The sequence below is a fragment of the Clostridium sp. OM05-6BH genome, assembly GCF_003481635.1.
GTDB lineage: Bacteria > Bacillota > Clostridia > Lachnospirales > Lachnospiraceae > Butyribacter.
Genome location: NZ_QULH01000010.1, coordinates 22,593 through 41,424, shown reverse-complemented (window position 1 = coordinate 41,424; position 18,832 = coordinate 22,593). Strand labels below are relative to the sequence as shown.

Sequence of the window (18,832 nt, the reverse complement as noted above, 5' to 3'; positions counted from 1 at the left end):
CTTTTTGCATTTTCTATATCGTTTTCCGGATGCCCTGTAAAGAAGCTGCAGGCTGAGGAAACATGGAGGTTTACTATGAGTTTTACGCATTTACATGTGCATACCGAATATTCTTTGCTGGACGGTTCCTGTAAGATCAAAGAGCTGATCGCGCGAGCTGCAGAATTGGGAATGAAGAATATTGCCATTACCGATCATGGTAATATGTACGGTGTTATTGAATTTTATCGTGCAGCAAGAGCGGCAGGAATCAATCCTGTGATCGGATGTGAGGTATATGTTGCACCGGGATCGCGTTTTGATCGTGAGGTAACGAAGGGAGAAGGCCGTTACAATCATTTAGTGTTATTGGCAGAGAATAACGTTGGATATTCGAATCTGATCAAGATCGTATCCAAAGGATTTACCGAAGGATTTTATTATAAACCTCGTGTTGACTATGAAGTGCTTGAAAAGTATCACGAAGGTGTGATCGCGCTTAGTGCATGCCTTGCCGGAGCAGTTGCCACGGCACTTAGGTATGGACAATATGAGACAGCCAAGAAAGAGGCAGAGCGCCTATATGATATTTTTGGGAAAGATCATTTTTACCTGGAATTGCAGGATCATGGAATTGCAGATCAGGCAACCGTGAATCAAGGGCTTTTGCGTATGAGTGAGGAGTTAAAGATTCCTTTGGTTGCAACCAACGATGTGCATTATATCACGGCAGAAGATGCAGAACCACATGATATATTACTATGTATACAAACGCAGAAAAAGGTACAGGATGAAGATCGCATGCGCTATGAGGGAGGACAGTATTATCTTAAGAGCGAAGACGAGATGAAAGCACTGTTTCCTTATGCACAGGAGGCGTTAGAGAATACTTCTAAGATCGCTGAGCGGTGCCATGTGGAGATTGAGTTTGGTAAATATAAACTTCCGAAATATGATGTCCCGGAGGGATTTACAGCGGATAGTTATCTGCAAAAACTTTGCCAGGATGGCATGAAGAAGCGTTATGAAGAGATCACCACGCAACTGCAGGAAAGACTGGATTACGAATTGGATACGATTCGGACAATGGGTTTTGTTGATTACTTCCTGATCGTGTGGGACTTCATTCGCTATGCGCGAGAAAATGGGATCAGTGTTGGACCGGGACGAGGCAGTGCAGCAGGAAGTATTGTAGCATATTCGCTTGGCATTACCAGCATCGATCCAATCAAATATGATCTGTTGTTTGAGCGTTTCTTAAATCCGGAACGTGTTACGATGCCTGATATCGATATTGACTTTTGCTATGAGCGAAGACCGGAAGTGATTGATTATGTAGTGCGTAAATATGGCAAAGATCACGTTGTGCAGATCGTGACTTTTGGTACGATGGCAGCACGAAATGCGATCCGAGATGTAGGGCGTGTGCTGGATCTGCCGTATAATTATGTGGATGTGATCGCCAAGCAGATCCCGATGCCAAAGCAGGGAGCAAAAGTTACGATCAAAGAGGCATTGCAGGTCAATCCGGAATTGCGTGAAATTTACGAATCAGATGAACAAGCTAAGAATTTGATCGATATGTCCATGCGGCTGGAGGGACTTCCCAGACATACCTCGATGCATGCAGCCGGTGTACTGATCAGTCCTAAGCCGGTAGACGAATATGTTCCATTGTCCAAGGCGTCTGATGGAACGATCACGACGCAGTATACGATGACGGTATTAGAAGAATTGGGGCTGCTTAAGATGGACTTCCTGGGTCTTCGAACGCTAACAGTCATACAAAATGCAGCTAAAATGGCAGGAATCGAAGACGATACGCTTCTTAGCATTCCATTTGATGACAAAGAAGTGTTTGACATGATCAGTGCCGGTAAGACGGACGGTGTCTTCCAGTTGGAAAGCGGTGGCATGAAGAGCTTTATGACGGAGCTTAAACCAGAGTGTATGGAAGATATTTTGGCAGGAAATGCGTTGTACCGTCCGGGTCCGATGGATTTCATTCCACAATATATAGAGGGCAAAAATAACCGTGACAGCATTGTGTATGACTGCCCGCAGCTTGAGCCGATCTTGGCACCGACGTATGGCTGTATTGTGTATCAGGAGCAGGTAATGCAGATCGTGCGCAGTCTGGCCGGATATAGTTTTGGCCGAAGCGATCTGGTACGCCGTGCGATGGCTAAGAAAAAAGAAAAGGTCATGGAGGCAGAACGTCAAAACTTTGTATATGGCAATAAAGCAGAGGGCGTTAAGGGTTGTATTGCAAACGGCATTTCCGAGGAAGTTGCTAATAAAATATATAACGAAATGATCGATTTTGCGAAGTATGCCTTTAACAAATCGCATGCGGCAGCGTATGCGGTTGTGAGCTATCAGACGGCATATTTGAAATGTCATTATCCGATAGAGTTTATGGCAGCACTGATGACATCTGTGCGTGATAATACGTCTAAGGTAATACACTATACAATGAACTGTAAAGAACTGGGCATCCCGATGCTTTCGCCGGATATTAATGAAGGCTATTCAGACTTTTCGGTTGCGGATGGTGGAATTCGTTTTGGAATGTCCGCGATCAAGGGGATTGGCGTGAATGTGATCGAGCGTATTGTTGCGGAGCGAAAAAGTGGGGGAGCCTATACTTCACTCCAAAATTTCTTGGAGAGACTGGATTCCGGAGAAGTGAATAAGCATGTGGTGGAGAATCTTATTAAATCCGGTGCGATGGATTCGCTTCCGGGCAACCGTCATCAAAAGGTCATTGCCTATGCGAATATTATGGATGCTGTCAGCAAAGACAGGCGTAACAATATGGCAGGACAGGTATCGTTATTTGATCTTGGTGACGAGGGCTTTGCGAAAGCAAAGCAGTATCCATTGCCGAATGTAGAGGAGTTCCCAAAGGAGGAGCTGCTAACTTATGAAAAAGAGGTGATGGGAATCTATGTCAGTGGGCACCCGTTGGAAGAATATGTTGCTTTGATGAAAAAAAATTGTACCTGTATTTCGACCGATTTTGCAGCCGAAGAAGAGCAGGAAGACAACAGTGTTACAGATGGTGAACGTGTTGTCATCGGAGGTCTGCTCGTGAATAAAATCGTGAAAACAACAAAAAATAATACGATGATGGCGATCGCTTCGATCGAGGATCTGTATGGGACAGTGGAAATTATAGTATTTCCTCAGACCTATGAAAAGAAGAAACATTTGTTAGTGGAGGGGTCGAAAGTTTTTGTCAAGGGACGGGCACAGACGGAAGAAAATAAAGCCGGCAAAGTGATATGTCAGGATATTATCCCTTTTGACCGCATTCCTTGTGAATTATGGATTCGGTTTGCTAATAAGGAAGCTTACTTAGCCGTAGAGAAAAAGCTGTTGCAGCAGGTAGTTAGCGAGGATGGCACTGATACGATCTGTATTTACCTGGAGCAAGAGCATCAGGTAAAAAAATTGCCAAGATCGTATGAGACGAATGCACGAAGACTGGTGGCTGAAGGTGCATTGGAAGAATATGGAAAAGAATCTGTGGCGATTAAAGAAAAGAGTATTGAAAAATAGTTGATTTTAGCGTAGAATTTATATGAAATGCGTTGCATTGTTAGAAGGTTGCAGCGTAGAAATTACAGCAAGAGAAGCAAGGGGGACTAGATAATGAGCAATGCAGTAAAAACGATTGGCGTATTGACGAGCGGTGGAGATGCACCGGGTATGAATGCAGCGATACGTGCGGTAGTACGTACCGGTATTGCGAATGGATTACATGTCAAAGGTATTCGTCGCGGTTTTGCAGGACTTTTGGAAGAAGATATTTTTGATATGTCATCGCTCGATGTATCGGATATTATTCAGCTTGGCGGTACAATCCTTTATACAGCGCGTTGTCTGGAGTTTAAGAAATTAGAATATCAGATGAAGGGTGCTGAGATCTGCCGCAAACACGGCATTGACGGAATTGTTGTTATTGGTGGAGATGGTTCCTTTAATGGTGCAAGCAGACTCTCTGAGCAGGGCATCAACACGATCGGTGTTCCGGGAACGATTGATCTTGATATTGCTTGTACGGAATATACGATTGGATTCGATACAGCGATCAACACAGCGATGGAGGCAATCGATCGCCTGCGTGACACGTCAGAATCTCATGAGCGTTGCAGTATCGTCGAGGTAATGGGACGTACCGCAGGACACATTGCATTGTGGACCGGTATTGCCAGTGGTGCAGAGTACATTTTGACCACAGAGGAATATCATGGTGATATTCAGCGTATTATTACCAAGATTCAGGATCGCCGTAAGATGGGTAAGAAGAATCATATTATTGTTAATGCAGAAGGTATCGGTAATTCCAATGAGATGGCTAAGGTTATTGAGCTTGCTACCGGAGTAGAGACGAGAGCAACGATCCTAGGTCATATACAGCGTGGTGGCAATCCAACTTGCAAAGATCGTGTATATGCATCTGCAATGGGTGCCAGAGCGGTAGAATTGTTGTGTGAGGGTGCCAGCAACCGTGTTGTAGGATATCACAATGGTGAATTTAAGGATTACGATATTCAGGAAGCATTGGCAATGACGAAGGGATTGGATCCTTATTTGTTCCACATTATGAAGAAGCTGACAACCAGAGGTTAGTACAGCGGATCGTTTGTAACCAGCACATTAATTGCAATATAAGGAAAGAGGTATTGGCATATGAAGAAAATGATGAAATTTTTGGTCGGGGCAGCAGCTATAGGCGCAGCGATTGCAGGAACATTCTATGTGATCGAAAAGTATTTCAACAAAGATGAGAGCGAAGATTTCGATGAGGAAGAGTTTGAAGATGTGTTCGCTGATGAGGTGGATGACAGAGAGTATGTTACCCTTGACATTGACGGCAACGAGATGGAAGGAAATGAGTCTGAGGAAGATGCGGAGAATGACGCAGAGTAATTTTCGGACAAATGATTCCGGTAAAGACAAAAGAATATTGTGAATAGGAAAATCCCCAACTGTTAAGATAATATCTAACGGTTGGGGATTTTTTTACTTTTATTTGGTCCCGATTTGCGATTTATGTCCCTTGGCAGCACGTTTGCGGCTGCGTATCTTCTTTGGATTGATCGCTTTGCCGTCAAAGTCTATACGCTCCATATCCGGCGTAACAAAACCGGCATGCTTGACAAGATCATCACCGATCAAAGTGATACCCTTGACACCGCGGCTGGTTTTCTTGAGTTCGCCAACTTCGAGAAGTGGAAATCCCAAAGACAATCCTTGATCGGTAATTACAATTACTTTACGGTCTGCGTTGATCACATCTTCAATGCCTACCTGCTGTACGCATACAAGTTCATCACCTTCTGCCAGTTTTGTTGAGGCGATTGTCTGACGATTTGTTTCAAACTCGACACCGGATACCAGTTTGATAAAGCCGGCTCGCGTAATGAAGAGAAGCTGTGAATCAAACAATTCTTCAAAACTAATATAAAGGAGAGGCTCATCATTTTCCAGTTTACATAGGTTTTGGATCAGAACGCCTTTGTCCTTGGCACGTCCCTTCGGGATATTCATAGCTTTCACTTGATGCATATAACCGCCTTTGGTGAAGACACATAATTTATCAATATTGCGAAGCGGCACGATATGATGATATTCCTCCAAAGTATCCGGGGCAATGCGGGAGTAAGAGGAAGCGTCGACTGATTTCGTATAGCCGAAGCGGTCGATCAATACGTACAAGTCTTCTTCTTTGATCTCTTCGACATAATTAGCAGCCGTGATGTTGGCAAGCTCTGTATGACGAGGAGCGTTAAATTGTTTTTTGTAGGCTCTGAGACGATTTTTGATAACATCATGTAAAGCCTCTTTATTACCAAGTATTTTTTTGTATTCGGCAATATTTGCTAACAAGGTATCGTTTTCCTGATGCAGCTTGAGAAGTTCCAAGCCGACTAAACGGCTTAACGGCATTGCCAGAATGGCATCTGCCTGTGTTTCGGTAAAGTCCAGTGTTGCGGCCTGCTTTTCAGAAGCTTTGCTTCGGAAGCGGATATCCGTCGTAACACCATTTACAAGACAGCCCTTTGCCTGTTTAACGGAGGAACTGCCGCGCAGGATCTCGACGATCAAGTCGATCACATCGGTCGCTTTGATCAGTCCGGCAACAATTTCCAGACGCTTGTTCGCCTTGTTGAGCAGATGTGTATATTCTTTGGTGTAAAGTTCCTCCTGAAAGAATACAAATTCCTGGATCAGCGATTTGAGATCGAACGTGATCGGCTGCTTGTCTTTTACAGCAAGCATATTTACACCGTAGGTGTCTTCCATGGCAGTTTTTTTGTACAAGCCATTGAGAAGATTTTGTACATCACGGTCTTTCTTTACTTCGATCACCAGACGAATACCTTCTTTCGAAGACTCGTCGCGGACATCGTAAATTTCATCAAATACTTTGTCTTTCGTCAGGCTGACCAGATTTTCTAACAATTTCATTTTGTTGCCGGCTACCGTATACGGAATTTCCGTGATTACAATGTTTTGGCGGCCATAATCACTCTTTTCGATCACCGTTTTGGCACGAACCTTTAGTTTTCCCTCGCCTGTTTCATAAATATGTGCGATCTCATCTGCATTTGTAATGATCGCTCCGGTTGGGAAATCCGGTCCTTTAATGTATTTCATTAACCCATGAATCGTTATGTCCGGATTTTTCATATAGGCGATCACACCATCAATGACCTCGGCTGGATTGTGCGGCGGCATATTAGTTGCCATACCTACGGCGATACCGGTTGTACCGTTGATCAACAGATTTGGCAGAGTGGCAGGAAGTACCAAAGGTTCCTTCTCGCTTTCATCAAAGTTTGGTCCAAATGGGACAAGCTGTTTGTCCAAATTATCCAACATTGTCATAGCGCCCGGAGAGAGGCGTGCCTCCGTATAACGCATGGCAGCAGCACTGTCACCGTCGATCGAGCCAAAGTTACCATGGCCGTCAACAAGTGGGATCGAGAGAGAATACTCTTCTGTCATATGTACCAATGCGTCATAGATCGAACTGTCGCCATGTGGATGATATTTACCCATGGTATCACCGACAATACGCGCGCTCTTTCGATGTGGCTTATCCGGAGCCAGACCGAGTTCCGTCATTGCATATAAGATACGGCGTTGTACCGGTTTTAATCCGTCCCGGACATCCGGCAACGCACGGGAAATAATAACACTTACAGCATAATCGCGGTAAGAATTACGCATTTCCTCTGTAAAGTCTAATTGTATAATTGAATCCTTTTGTGACATGTTTTCACATTCCTCCTGATCTTAAATGTCGAGCGTTGCGTACTTGGCTTCTTCCATAATGAATTCACGGCGAGGTGGGACATTACTGCTCATTAAAGTTGTTGTGATATCGTCAGCTTCTACAGTATCGCTGATCGTTACCTGTGCAAGAATACGGCTTTCCGGATCCAGTGTAGTTTCCCAAAGCTGTTCTGCGTCCATTTCACCGAGACCTTTGTAACGCTGGATGCCGATGATCTTATTTTCCTTGATCTTGCGGAATTTTTCCAGCTCAAAGTCATTAAATACATATTCGGAATACTTTTTCTTTCCGCGTTTCTTTGGCTTGGCATCTGCTGGCGTTTTGGCGGAAGCTCCTGCTTTGCCGGAACCTGCCTTTTCGTAATCTACTTTATACAATGGTGGAAGACCACGGTATACTTTGCCGGAGTAGATCAATTCCGGCATAAAGCGATAGAAGAATGTGAGCAGCAGTGTGCTGATATGTGCACCATCGACATCGGCATCGGTTAAGATGATGATCTTATCATAGCGCAGTTTGGAAATATCAAATTCTTCACCGATTCCACAGCCAAAAGCGGCAATCATAGATTTGATCTCATTGTTTACTAATATTTTTTCTAAAGTTGCTTTTTCTACATTCAGTATTTTTCCGCGTAGAGGAAGAACTGCCTGTGTTTTGCGGTTTCTGGCTGTTTTAACCGTACCGCCGGCAGAATCACCCTCGACAATGTAAATCTCGCATTCCTCCGGCTTTTTGGAGGTGCAGGCGGCTAATTTGCTTTTGGTATCTACATCATTGAGCTGTTTTAGTGCGGCAGTGCGTGCTTTGTCACCGGCTTTGCGTGCATTATAGGACTTCATGGAGTTATCGAGAATTTTTTTCAATATATCTACATTTTTGTCTAAATAATGCTGCACTTCGGCACTGAATACTTCATCGACCGCCGTTTTTGCATCCGTGTTGCCAAGTTTTGTCTTGGTCTGACCTTCAAACTGTGGATCAGGGTGCTTGATCGAAATAATAGCGACAATGCCGTTACGGATGTCTTTTCCATCAAAGTTTTCATCCTTATCTTTAAGTACGCCAAGTTCCCTTGCATACTGGTTCATTACACGTGTCAGAGCTGTTTTAAAACCGGTCACCAACGTACCGCCATCGGCAACATTGATGCGGTTGCAGTAGGGATTGATCTGCTCAGAATAATTCGTGGTGTATTGGAATGCGATCTCTACCTCAATATCACCGCTTGTTCCTTCAATATAGATCGGCGTGTCATGGATCGGCGTCGCATCACGGTTGATATAGCTGACAAAGCTTTGAATGCCGTGCTCTTCCTGGTAGGTACGTTCTTCATTTTCGGCTTCATTATAATAGATCAACTTTAGATTTTTATTGAGATAAGCAATCTCTTTTAGTTTCTTTTTTATAATGTCCGGCTTAAATGTGATCGTTTCAAAAATTTCCGGGTCCGGATAGAAAGTAACCTTCGTGCCGGTATCGGATTTGCGGCATTTACCTATGATCTCCAATTCACCATTAACGAGAGGCGAGACCGGATGACCGCCATCGGCATATTCATCGCGGTAGATCAAACCGTTGTGACGTACTTCTACGATCATATGCGTTGACAGTGCATTTACAACGGAAGAACCGACGCCGTGCAGACCACCGGATACCTTATAGGCAGAATTGCCAAATTTACCGCCGGCATGCAGGATCGTATAGACGACACGGACTGTTGGGATTTTTTTGGTGGGATGCAGATCGACAGGAACACCGCGACCATTATCCTGAATGCAGATGCCACCATCCTTTTGCAGTGTGATATGTATTTCGTTGCAATAACCGGCGAGATGCTCGTCGATAGCATTGTCGAGGATCTCCCAGATCAAATGATGCAGGCCACGTGATCCGGTGGAACCAATATACATACCGGGGCGTTTACGTACGGCCTCCAGTCCTTCTAATATTACTATATCTTTGCCAGTATATTCTGCCATAGTTACCTCATTTCCTGCCGCAGTGTATATTCTGCCGCATATAATCATCCGGTGCAAACGTCTGTTCGCTACCAAGCCCTTATTATACCATAAAATATAGAGAAAATGCAACTTGAAACACACCCCATCTACATCCTCCACCATATTGCAAAAATGGATGTCATTTGATATGATAAGAAAATGTAAATAATTCAAACTTCATACATCCGAAGTTAGAATACATAATATTTAAGAAAGAAGGCATCGAGTACCTATGAAAAAGACACCATTTGTTACGAAGGAACAGGTTGAAGAGATTGCAAAGACATATCCGACTCCGTTTTATCTGTATGATGAGAAGGGTATCCGTGAAAATGCACGCAAAATGAAGAAGGCATTTTCTTGGAACAAAGGTTTTCGTGAGTATTTTGCAGTTAAAGCAACCCCGAATCCATTTATTTTGAAGATCCTGCAGGAAGAAGGCTGTGGCACAGATTGTTCATCTCTTACTGAGTTGATGATGTCAGAAGCTTGTGGCTTTAAGGGATCGGACATCATGTTTTCTTCGAACGTAACACCAGCCAAAGAGTATCAGAAAGCAAAAGAACTGGGTGCGTTTATTAACCTGGATGACATTACTCACATTGACTTTTTGGAAGAGGTTGCCGGTATTCCGGAGACGATCTGCTGTCGTTATAATCCGGGTGGTGTATTCCAAATGGGTACCGATATTATGGATAATCCGGGTGATGCGAAATACGGCATGACCAAGGAACAGCTTATTGAAGCATTTAAGCGTTTGAAAAAGTTAGGTGCGAAGCGTTTTGGTATTCATTCTTTTTTGGCAAGTAATACCGTGACTAACGAATACTATCCGACATTGGCGGGCATTTTGTTTGAACTTGCCGTGGAAGTGCAGAAAGAGACGGGTGTGGAGATCGCATTTGTGAATTTATCTGGTGGAGTTGGCATTCCTTACACACCGGATAAGGAGCCAAATGACATTGCAGTGATCGGTGAAGGTGTCCGTCAGAAATTTGAGGAGATCATGGTTCCGGCAGGGCTTGGCGATGTTGCTATCTTTACAGAGCTTGGTCGTTTTATGTTAGCTCCTTATGGTGCACTGATCGCAAAGGCAATTCATGAAAAACATATTTACAAAGAGTATATTGGCTTGGATGCCTGTGCAGTAAACCTGATGCGTCCGGCAATGTATGGTGCATATCATCATATTACAGTCCTGGGCAAAGAAGATGCACCATGTGATCACAAATATGATGTCACCGGTTCGCTTTGCGAGAATAACGACAAGTTTGCAGTAGACCGTATGCTTCCAAAGATTGATATGGGTGATTACCTGTTCATTCATGATGCAGGTGCGCATGGATTTGCTATGGGGTACAATTATAATGGCAAATTAAAATCAGCAGAGTTGCTTTTACAGGAAGATGGAAGTGTCAAAATGATCCGTCGTGCTGAAACACCAAAAGATTATTTTGCAACCTTTGATTTTTGTGACATTCTTAAAAATGTCAAAGAGTGATCGATCGCTGAATGGTAAATGTTTTCTATATAAGAGGCGCTGCAGTAGGGCAGTGCCTCTTTTGAAATTTTGGAAAATTAATAACAAATGCTAAAGTAATCTAAAAAAAATCCGATACATATTATGTATGAAACACTGAAATGAGAGAAAAACAGGTGGTGATAACAATGAGAATTGATGCATTAAATCATGTAAGCCGACTTTATCAGCAGTCTAAGCCGACGAAGAATGTCCGCACTGAGAAGAAATATGCGAAAGACGAATTTCAGATTTCGCAGACAGCGAAGGATTATCAGATTGCAAAGCAGGCAGTGAAGGATACGGAAGATGTTCGTGAGGACAAGGTAAATAAGTACAAGGATGCGATTGCTTCCGGTACGTATAATGTATCTTCACAGGAGATTGCAGAAAAGATGGTGAGTAAATATTTTGATTCCTTATTTTAAGAACGGATTCTTGAAATAGGAGACAAGAGGGAGCAGATTTGGCAAGTTTGATTGATGACCTGACTGCCGTGTTGCAGCAGGAGATGGAAGTCTACCAGACACTGATTCCGATATCGGAACAGAAGACAGAAGTGTTGATCCGTGGAGATCTAAAGCGATTGCAAGAGATTACGGATCAAGAACAGGAATTGCTGGATCAGGCATCTGCGTACGGACATCGCAGAGAAGAGGTTCTGCACAATATGGGAATGGTGTTGAATCGTCCGGTGAAAGATTTAAGTCTTACCGGCCTGATCGAACTGCTGGGGAAACAGCCGGAAGAGCAGGGGCGGTTGGCGTTGTTGCACGACGAGCTGCAACAAACGATGAAACGCTTGGTAGATGTTAATACAAAGAATAAAAATTTAATAGAAAATTCCCTTGAAATGATTGAATTCAATATGAATTTTATTCAGAGTACACGGATGTCACCGGGAAATAATAACTACGACAAAAATGCGTCAGCCGCAGGAAGCGGAGTTGATGCCGGCTTTGGGACGGGGTCTTTTGACGCAAAGCAGTGATCGTCAGAGAAGTAGGAAGCTTTTCTGACACACTGTATTTTCCGAGTGGTATTCGTGCTTTTTATGTATAACGGAAAGAAAGAGAGAGTATCGTATGAGCTTATTTACCAGTTTTAATTCCGGTGTGTCCGGATTGAAGGCTTCGCAGGCGGGTATGAATACTGCGGCACACAATCTGGCCAATACCAAAACGACCGGATATACGAGACAACAGAATATATTGCGGGATACTTACTATTCCAACATCAAGGTGACAAGCCATGGGACGCAGCAGATTGGTTATGGAACTGCGGTTGCACAGGTTCGACAGATCCGCGATATTTTCTTGGATAAGGAATATCGTCTGGAAGTGAGTAGAGGAAACTTTTATGACAGACAGCTTACGACCAGTCAGGAGATTGAAGACATCTTAGGTGAGCTGGAAGGTGTTGAATTTCAAAATTCACTGCAGGATATATGGGATTCGTTACAGACCATTTCGACCGATCCGCAGAGTGTCGTGAATCGCGAACTGTTTTTATCCAATGCAGAGTCTTTTATTAAGAATGCAAAGGATGTTTATCAGACTTTGGTGGACTACCAGGTTAATTTGAATAAAGAGATCACGGCGCAGGTCGATAAGATCAATTCTATTGGAGAACAGATTTTGGATCTGAACAAGCGTATTCGCGAGGCGGAAGCGTCCGGATTGGAAAATGCGAATGACTACCGCGATGCCAGAAACCAGCTCCTTGATGAGCTGGCAGAGTATACTTATTATACATACAATGAGGATCATAACGGCAATGTGCGCGTCTTTATAGGCAATGCACCGTTAGTGAATGATGCGAGAAGTTACCACATGGGTGTTGAACGCATAAAACAGGAAGAATACAACGATGCGACACAGCAGTATGAAGTAAAATCAGTATCTGAAATGTATAATGTCACATGGCTCGACAATGGTTATAGTGATGTTTATGATATGGAGACAGCGTACTCTGCTGTGCGCAAGACAGATACCGGTTCCTTACTTGGTATCTTGACAGCGAGAGGAAATGAGATCGCCAATTATAAAGATATTCCGGTACAGCCGGTCAAGTCTGATTATATCGATGATGCTGGCAAATTTGATGAAACAAGTTATTTGTTGGCTTGTAATGATTTCAAAGAAAAATTAGATAAATACAATAATACAACCGGCAATTCGATACTTACACAGATACAGGCACAGTTTGATCAGTTGATCCATGGATTGGTAACGATGGTCAACGATGCATTTTGTCCGAACATCTCACAGGATCTTACAGGAATTAGTGGTGTAGATGCAAAAGGCAATGCTGTGAACTTGCAGGATGGCAAATACAAGATCCTAGATGTTGTAAATTGTGCAGTGGGTACTGATGATGATATGACGATCGGAACAGAAGTTTTCTCCCGCAAAGCAACGGATCGCTATCGGGTACTTACCATAGATGCACAGGTTTATGGAAAAGACGAGGAGGGCAATCAGATTCCGTTGGCGCAGGAAATTACAAATGCGGATGGATCTAAGTCTTATAAATTGTATGTATACAATGAGGAGGACGAAGAAGATGCCAATACGTTATATACTTTGCTGAATCTGGAAGTGAATCCGGATGTTATAGAAGATTATGCATTGCTTCCGGTGAAACTTAATCCGGAGCTTGGAGAGACCGGCGGATACAATACAAAAGTATTTGAGGATATTCTTTCGGAATGGAATGAGAAGTTTGCCGCACTGGATCCCAACAATGAGACAACGTATACCTATGCGGAGTATTACCGCTCTATGGTAACGGCACTCGGTGCGAAGGGAAATACATGGCAGAGCATGGTCGACAACCAGCAAAAGCTGACCGAGAGTGTTGAGGATAAACGGCAGCAGGTGATGGGTGTTTCCAGTGAAGAAGAAATGGTGGATCTGTTAAAATATCAGCACGCCTATAATGCAGCATCACGTTATATTTCAGTGATCGATGCGATGTTAGAGCATTTGATTGAACGGCTTGGATAGAGCAGAAGGGGGAATGGAATATGCCATCAACTTTTTTTGGATTGAATATAGCAGTGTCCGGCATGTCGACATATAATGCCGGATTGACAACGACAGGACATAATATATCCAATGTAAAGACGAGAGGATACAGCAGACAGACAGTAGAGCAGTCAGCGAAGGAAGCTGTTTCGCTGCGCACCAGCTACGGAATGCTGGGTGCAGGTGTAGAGGCCACAGCGATTCTCAGCAGCCGCGATGATTATTATGATGCCAAGTACCGCATCAGCAATACTACAGTAGGTAAATATTCAACAGAGTCCTTTTATTTGAGCAGCATTGAGGATTGTATCTATCCGAAAGAAGATTCGGAAGGAAGCATTACGAATTCTTTAGACAGCTTCTTTTCCTCTTTGAAATATTTGACAACCTCTTCTATGGATCAGACGATCCGTGCGCAGGTGGCAGGATATGCGGATACGCTGTCTTATTATGTCAGAGATGCGGCAGTGAAGCTGCAGAATATGCAGGTAGATGTCAATACAGAGATTGAGACAACGGTAAAGCAGATCAATGCGTATGCAGCACAGATCGCTTCCTTAAATAAACAGATCAATACATTAGAAGTGTATGGCGACCGTGCAAATGATCTTCGTGATCAGAGAGCGGTTATTTTGGACAAATTGTCCGAATTAGCGGACATCAATGTGACAGAAAAAGCACCCGCAGATGGCAATGGGACGAATCAGTTTATTGTGACGCTGGGTGGAGGTATTTTGGTCGATACCGCACGGTACAATACGATCAATGCAGAGGGATCTACGAACAAGGTAAGCCAGAATGATGTTGTTAATCTGTATCGGTTAGAGTGGAGTTATGGTCAGGAATTTGACATGTACAATACAACGCTTGGAGGAAAATTACAGGGGTTGATTGAGATGCGCGATGGCAACAATGCGGAAAATTTCAAAGCAACACTGACCGGATTGCAGAAGAATGATACAGCAAAGGGCGGTAAGAGTACATTAACGATCACGAGTGATCAATACAGCAGCGCCAACGCATCGAATTTATCCAAGCTGGATCTGCCGGCATCGGATGGAGTGTTAACGATTGGTAATGTGGATTACGAATATGAATCCTTTTCTGCAACAGTAGCTGCAGATGGTACATATACATATACATTTGTTTTGAAGGAGGAGTTAAGTGATGACGGGGTAACACGTCTGCAAAATATTATGCGGGATCCGAATCCTGAAAAGAGGCTTGCATCGGCAGGAGATTCCATCGCATTCCGTGGAATTCCGTATTATATGACGCAGCTTAATGAATTTGTCAGAACATTTTCTGCAAACTTTAATATGTTGCAAAATAAGGGCTATGATCTGGATGGCAAACTTGGAAAAGATTTGTTTGTAGCGACTAACGTGACATCGAATCAACAGTTTCAGATGACAGAATTTTTGTATAATGCGGAAGATACATTTTACTATTATAACGGCAGTAAAGTGTTTGATTCTAACAAGCAGCAGGCTTATCGGGCAGATGGTTATCAGTTTGAAACTGTTGCAGGAGAAGCGAACTACTATAATCTGAAAGATAAAAATGGCAATATTGTAGAAAAAGTGTTCATTCCGGATGATGACAACAACATATTCTCGTTTCATTCATCAGAGTTGGGTAATACGGATGAGAATGCAGTATGCAGTTATTACAATATGTCGATCCTTAATTTTCATGCCAATGACGATATTGTTAAAAACGGCAAAATGTTGGCCTGCTCTGCAGAAAATACAGAGGGCCTGACCGGATGGGAAGAGTCCAAAAATCTCACAAAAATGTTGGCGCTGCAGACCGATAATTCCATGTTTAAGCAGGGTGATCCGGGATCTTTCCTGAATGTATTATGCACTGCAGTACTTGGTGTAGATTCAGCACGTGTGACGGCAGCTACAGAAAATGCACAGAACATTTTGGATGCAGTGGATCATCGAAGAACTTCGATTTCCGGTGTAGATGAAGATGAAGAGGGCCAGAATTTGGTAATCTATCAAAATCTGTTACACTATCAATATCGTGTTTTGTCCATAATGAACGAGGCATTGGATAAATTGATCAATGGCACTGCAGTATAACAGATGATCAGTAAATGGAGGGAATACCTATGCGAGTAACAAATTCAATGATTTCAAACAGATCACAGGTGCATATATCAAATGCAAAGAATAAAATGTTGACGGCAGAAGAGCAGTACACGACGATGAAGAAGATTCAACGTCCTTCAGAGGATCCGACGATCGCATCCCGTTCGCTGAAATTTCGCACAACAATGGCACAGTTGACACAATATGTTGAAAAAAATGTGCAGGATGCCATGGATTGGATGGATACGACAGAGGGAGCGATGAAAAAGGTAAGCTCTACGTTTACGGATATGGAAGGATATTTTAGCCAAGGTGCTAACAGTTATCCGGAATCAAAAGAGAGAACAGCGATACTGACACAGCTTAGACAGTACGCAACAGCAATCTTTGAGGATAATGCAAATGCGGACTACGCCGGACGATATATGTTTACCGGGTATCGTACGGACACATCGCTGTTGTTCCCGAATTCCAGTGATACATTAGAATATGAGATTACGGAGAAATTTAAATCGACAGATATTGATACGATCCGTAATGTAGAGTCTGATATTAAATATCAGGATGGCATGACGCAGGAAGAGTATGCTAAGTTAGAGGCAAAGGTGAACACCGGTTATCGCATACAGTTATCTTACAACAATTGTTCCAATCAGCCGATCACAGGCGGAAACAATGTATTTAGCATGTCACTCACCTATGGAAATACGACAGAAGAGTATTCGGTAGATAATGGCAAAGTTGGTGTGGTGTCTCAAAACGATGCGTATGCTTACGACATTGACCGGTACAATCAGGTGAACGGCACTAATTATGAAGCACTATATATATATGATGCCGGAGAAATTGTGCTAGGCAAGACTTTGTATAGTACGATTCAGGAGAAAGAGGCTAATTTTTCAATTGATTATACCAAAAATAAATTCGAAAAAAGTGATATTCGCCCGGAGATGTATTTTAAGTGTGATCGCTACGATACAGTATCCATGAAGAAAACTTACTTTGCAGATCCAAGTGATCAAAATATTAATTACGAGGTCAATTTCAGTCAGACTTTGACAGTAAATACGCAGGCAAAAGATGCGTTTGATACAGAAATTTATCGTTGCTTAGATTATATCGAGCGTGTGATCGGCGATGTGACGGATGTAGAAAACCGTATTGCAGATGTAGAGAAGAAGATAGCAAATACGTCTGATCAAGATGAAATTGCATCGTTAGGTACCTTAAAAACATCGTTGGAAAATGAGCAGCAGCTTCGTGTCAGTATCATGAATGAAGCCTTTGGACGCGGTCTTACTATGGTGAACAAATGTGAGGCAACCTTAAATGTTGCGGTAGCTGAACTTGGAGCCAAGTACAATCGCTTGCAGATGACACAGGATCGTCTTTCGGATGAAAAGACAGATACGGAGGAAAAATTATCGAACAACGAAGATATGGATATCGCAGATGCTGTGATCGGCTTGACACAGGCAGATAATCTGTATCAGGCATCATTATCGGCTACGGCAAAAATATTGGGTAATTCATTGTTAGATTATATCTAGAATAGAACATGGCAATTCCTGCAGGGAGGTTTCAGGCAGCAGGATCAGCAAATAAATGTAAGGTGTCAAAAGAGTTTGGCACCTTACTGATTATCAACGAGGAGGATGCACAGATGAAGATTCAAACAAGATATTTTGGGGAAGTAGAAATCGGCGATGAAAAGATTATACATTTTGATAAGGGGCTGTTTGGTTTTGAAGAATACAAGGATTACACGATCCTTTACGATATCGATGGGGAGGAACCACCGTTTTTCTCATGGTTGCAGTCAACAACGGAGCCGGGACTGGCATTTCCAATTGTAAATCCACAGCGGGTAGATGAACAGTACAATCCGATCGTTGAGGATGCATTATTAGAGCCTGTTGGCGAGATCAAGGAAGATGATCTGGTTGTATTTTTGTTGGCAACGGTACCGGCAGATGTGAAACGCACATCGGTAAACAAAAAGGCGCCATTGATCATTAATGCGGGAACGCGTAAGGGCGTGCAGATCGTTGCTGAAAATACAGATTATGAGGTGAAACACTTTATTTTGCAGTAATACATGGAGAGGAGACAAAATTATGCTGGCGTTAGCAAGAAAAGTAAATGAATCCATTATGATTGGAAATGATATAGAGATCACAGTGTTGGAGATTAAAGGCGATCAGATCAAACTGGGTGTGAAAGCTCCTAAATCCGTGCCGATCTATCGCAAAGAATTGTATGTACAGATTCAGGAAGAGAATAAACAGGCAGGAAGTGCCGTGGATGTAGAAGCGCTGAAAGGATTGTTTCAGAAATAACATGCCGAACGGTTAATTTATTTTCGGAAAATCCGATATATTATATAGAAAGCGGGTACAGGAAGTGCCAAGACGCTTAAGGGACTTGCAGAGTATAGCACACGGAGGTGTAAGAAAATGGATATGGATGTTATAAGTGGAGTAAACAGGACTACGGAAAGTGCATCGCCGGATGTAACCCGTGTAGATGCAGGTAAGGCGGTTGCCGTACAGAAGACAACGGCAGCACCAAGTAATGTTACAGGACAGACAACAGGGCAGACAAGTGGACAGGAGTCTGATGCAAAGCAGGGAATGCCATTTGATGGGAAGGATCCTGCTAAGAGTACAATAGATTCTGCGGTTTCCAGTGCAAATAATCGTATGGTGAGTACCCGATGCGAGTACTCGTATGATGAGGCAACCAAGCGAGTGTCGATCAAAGTGTTTGACAAAACAAGTGATAAGCTGATTCGCGAGGTGCCGCCGGAAGAGTCTTTGGAAATGCTTCAGAAGATGTGGGAGTTGGCTGGTTTGATTGTGGATGAAAAGCGCTAATGGTAAAAAAAT

The 18,832-nt window shown here is 43.1% G+C and carries 14 protein-coding genes; 12 read left to right on the top strand and 2 right to left on the bottom strand.

Annotation, left to right across the window (positions count from 1 at the left end):
* Positions 1-75 precede the first annotated feature (75 nt).
* The 3 genes from DXB73_RS09490 to DXB73_RS09480 all read left to right on the top strand — a co-directional run bounded on the left by DXB73_RS09490 (position 76) and on the right by DXB73_RS09480 (position 4,917).
* Complete coding sequence (locus DXB73_RS09490) at positions 76-3,543, top strand: DNA polymerase III subunit alpha (RefSeq protein WP_118690949.1); 3,468 nt, start codon at positions 76-78, stop codon at positions 3,541-3,543.
* Positions 3,544-3,636: 93 nt separating this feature from the next.
* On the top strand, positions 3,637-4,617 hold the full coding sequence (gene pfkA / locus DXB73_RS09485; RefSeq protein WP_118506737.1) for a 6-phosphofructokinase: 981 nt from the start codon (positions 3,637-3,639) through the stop codon (positions 4,615-4,617).
* 60 nt (positions 4,618-4,677) lie between these two features.
* Complete coding sequence (locus DXB73_RS09480; protein ID WP_118690948.1) at positions 4,678-4,917, top strand: hypothetical protein; 240 nt, start codon at positions 4,678-4,680, stop codon at positions 4,915-4,917.
* Between the two features lie 99 nt (positions 4,918-5,016).
* On the opposite strand, the gene DXB73_RS09475 is transcribed toward DXB73_RS09480, so the two are convergent.
* The gene (locus DXB73_RS09475; RefSeq protein WP_118690947.1) at positions 5,017-7,269 is read right to left on the bottom strand and encodes a DNA topoisomerase (ATP-hydrolyzing); all 2,253 of its coding nucleotides are present in this window, start codon (positions 7,267-7,269) and stop codon (positions 5,017-5,019) included.
* 21 nt (positions 7,270-7,290) lie between these two features.
* Positions 7,291-9,273, bottom strand: a complete 1,983-nt coding sequence (locus DXB73_RS09470) for a DNA gyrase subunit B (protein ID WP_118690983.1) — start codon at positions 9,271-9,273, stop codon at positions 7,291-7,293.
* A gap of 253 nt (positions 9,274-9,526) precedes the next feature.
* On the opposite strand from DXB73_RS09470, the gene DXB73_RS09465 reads away from it, so the two are divergent.
* The 9 genes from DXB73_RS09465 to DXB73_RS09425 all read left to right on the top strand — a co-directional run bounded on the left by DXB73_RS09465 (position 9,527) and on the right by DXB73_RS09425 (position 18,820).
* A complete protein-coding gene (locus DXB73_RS09465) occupies positions 9,527-10,795 on the top strand; it encodes a diaminopimelate decarboxylase (RefSeq protein ID WP_022025242.1) in 1,269 nt (422 codons plus the stop codon).
* 167 nt (positions 10,796-10,962) lie between these two features.
* Positions 10,963-11,241: a flagellar biosynthesis anti-sigma factor FlgM gene (gene flgM, locus DXB73_RS09460; RefSeq protein ID WP_182448291.1), complete on the top strand. Its 279-nt coding sequence runs from the start codon at positions 10,963-10,965 to the stop codon at positions 11,239-11,241.
* Between the two features lie 38 nt (positions 11,242-11,279).
* Positions 11,280-11,804 (top strand): flagellar protein FlgN, encoded by a 525-nt coding sequence (locus DXB73_RS09455; RefSeq protein ID WP_118690945.1) that lies wholly within the window; start codon positions 11,280-11,282, stop codon positions 11,802-11,804.
* 94 nt (positions 11,805-11,898) lie between these two features.
* Entirely contained in the window at positions 11,899-13,821 is a 1,923-nt protein-coding gene (gene flgK, locus DXB73_RS09450; protein ID WP_118690944.1) for a flagellar hook-associated protein FlgK, read from the top strand.
* Positions 13,822-13,841: 20 nt separating this feature from the next.
* Complete coding sequence (gene flgK / locus DXB73_RS09445) at positions 13,842-15,935, top strand: flagellar hook-associated protein FlgK (RefSeq protein WP_118690943.1); 2,094 nt, start codon at positions 13,842-13,844, stop codon at positions 15,933-15,935.
* 29 nt (positions 15,936-15,964) lie between these two features.
* Positions 15,965-17,494 carry a flagellar hook-associated protein FlgL gene (gene flgL, locus DXB73_RS09440; protein ID WP_182448290.1) on the top strand — a complete coding sequence of 510 codons (1,530 nt, stop codon included), beginning with the start codon at positions 15,965-15,967 and terminating at the stop codon, positions 17,492-17,494.
* Between the two features lie 113 nt (positions 17,495-17,607).
* The gene (fliW, locus tag DXB73_RS09435; RefSeq protein ID WP_182434107.1) at positions 17,608-18,039 is read left to right on the top strand and encodes a flagellar assembly protein FliW; all 432 of its coding nucleotides are present in this window, start codon (positions 17,608-17,610) and stop codon (positions 18,037-18,039) included.
* A gap of 22 nt (positions 18,040-18,061) precedes the next feature.
* Entirely contained in the window at positions 18,062-18,283 is a 222-nt protein-coding gene (gene csrA, locus DXB73_RS09430) for a carbon storage regulator CsrA (RefSeq protein ID WP_118506730.1), read from the top strand.
* A gap of 117 nt (positions 18,284-18,400) precedes the next feature.
* The gene (locus DXB73_RS09425; RefSeq protein WP_118690940.1) at positions 18,401-18,820 is read left to right on the top strand and encodes a flagellar protein FlaG; all 420 of its coding nucleotides are present in this window, start codon (positions 18,401-18,403) and stop codon (positions 18,818-18,820) included.
* Positions 18,821-18,832: the final 12 nt, after the last annotated feature.

What these genes read in the sequence shown, in the direction of transcription:
- flgK (WP_118690943.1), top strand. Translation starts at nt 13,842, where the DNA reads ATGCCATCAACTTTTTTTGGATTGAATATAGCAGTGTCCGGCATGTCG.
- DXB73_RS09425 (WP_118690940.1), top strand. Translation starts at nt 18,401, where the DNA reads ATGGATATGGATGTTATAAGTGGAGTAAACAGGACTACGGAAAGTGCA.
- DXB73_RS09465 (WP_022025242.1), top strand. Translation starts at nt 9,527, where the DNA reads ATGAAAAAGACACCATTTGTTACGAAGGAACAGGTTGAAGAGATTGCA.
- flgM (WP_182448291.1), top strand. Translation starts at nt 10,963, where the DNA reads ATGAGAATTGATGCATTAAATCATGTAAGCCGACTTTATCAGCAGTCT.
- flgK (WP_118690944.1), top strand. Translation starts at nt 11,899, where the DNA reads ATGAGCTTATTTACCAGTTTTAATTCCGGTGTGTCCGGATTGAAGGCT.
- csrA (WP_118506730.1), top strand. Translation starts at nt 18,062, where the DNA reads ATGCTGGCGTTAGCAAGAAAAGTAAATGAATCCATTATGATTGGAAAT.
- DXB73_RS09475 (WP_118690947.1), bottom strand. Translation starts at nt 7,269, where the DNA reads ATGTCACAAAAGGATTCAATTATACAATTAGACTTTACAGAGGAAATG.
- DXB73_RS09470 (WP_118690983.1), bottom strand. Translation starts at nt 9,273, where the DNA reads ATGGCAGAATATACTGGCAAAGATATAGTAATATTAGAAGGACTGGAG.
- DXB73_RS09490 (WP_118690949.1), top strand. Translation starts at nt 76, where the DNA reads ATGAGTTTTACGCATTTACATGTGCATACCGAATATTCTTTGCTGGAC.
- fliW (WP_182434107.1), top strand. Translation starts at nt 17,608, where the DNA reads ATGAAGATTCAAACAAGATATTTTGGGGAAGTAGAAATCGGCGATGAA.
- DXB73_RS09480 (WP_118690948.1), top strand. Translation starts at nt 4,678, where the DNA reads ATGAAGAAAATGATGAAATTTTTGGTCGGGGCAGCAGCTATAGGCGCA.
- pfkA (WP_118506737.1), top strand. Translation starts at nt 3,637, where the DNA reads ATGAGCAATGCAGTAAAAACGATTGGCGTATTGACGAGCGGTGGAGAT.
- flgL (WP_182448290.1), top strand. Translation starts at nt 15,965, where the DNA reads ATGCGAGTAACAAATTCAATGATTTCAAACAGATCACAGGTGCATATA.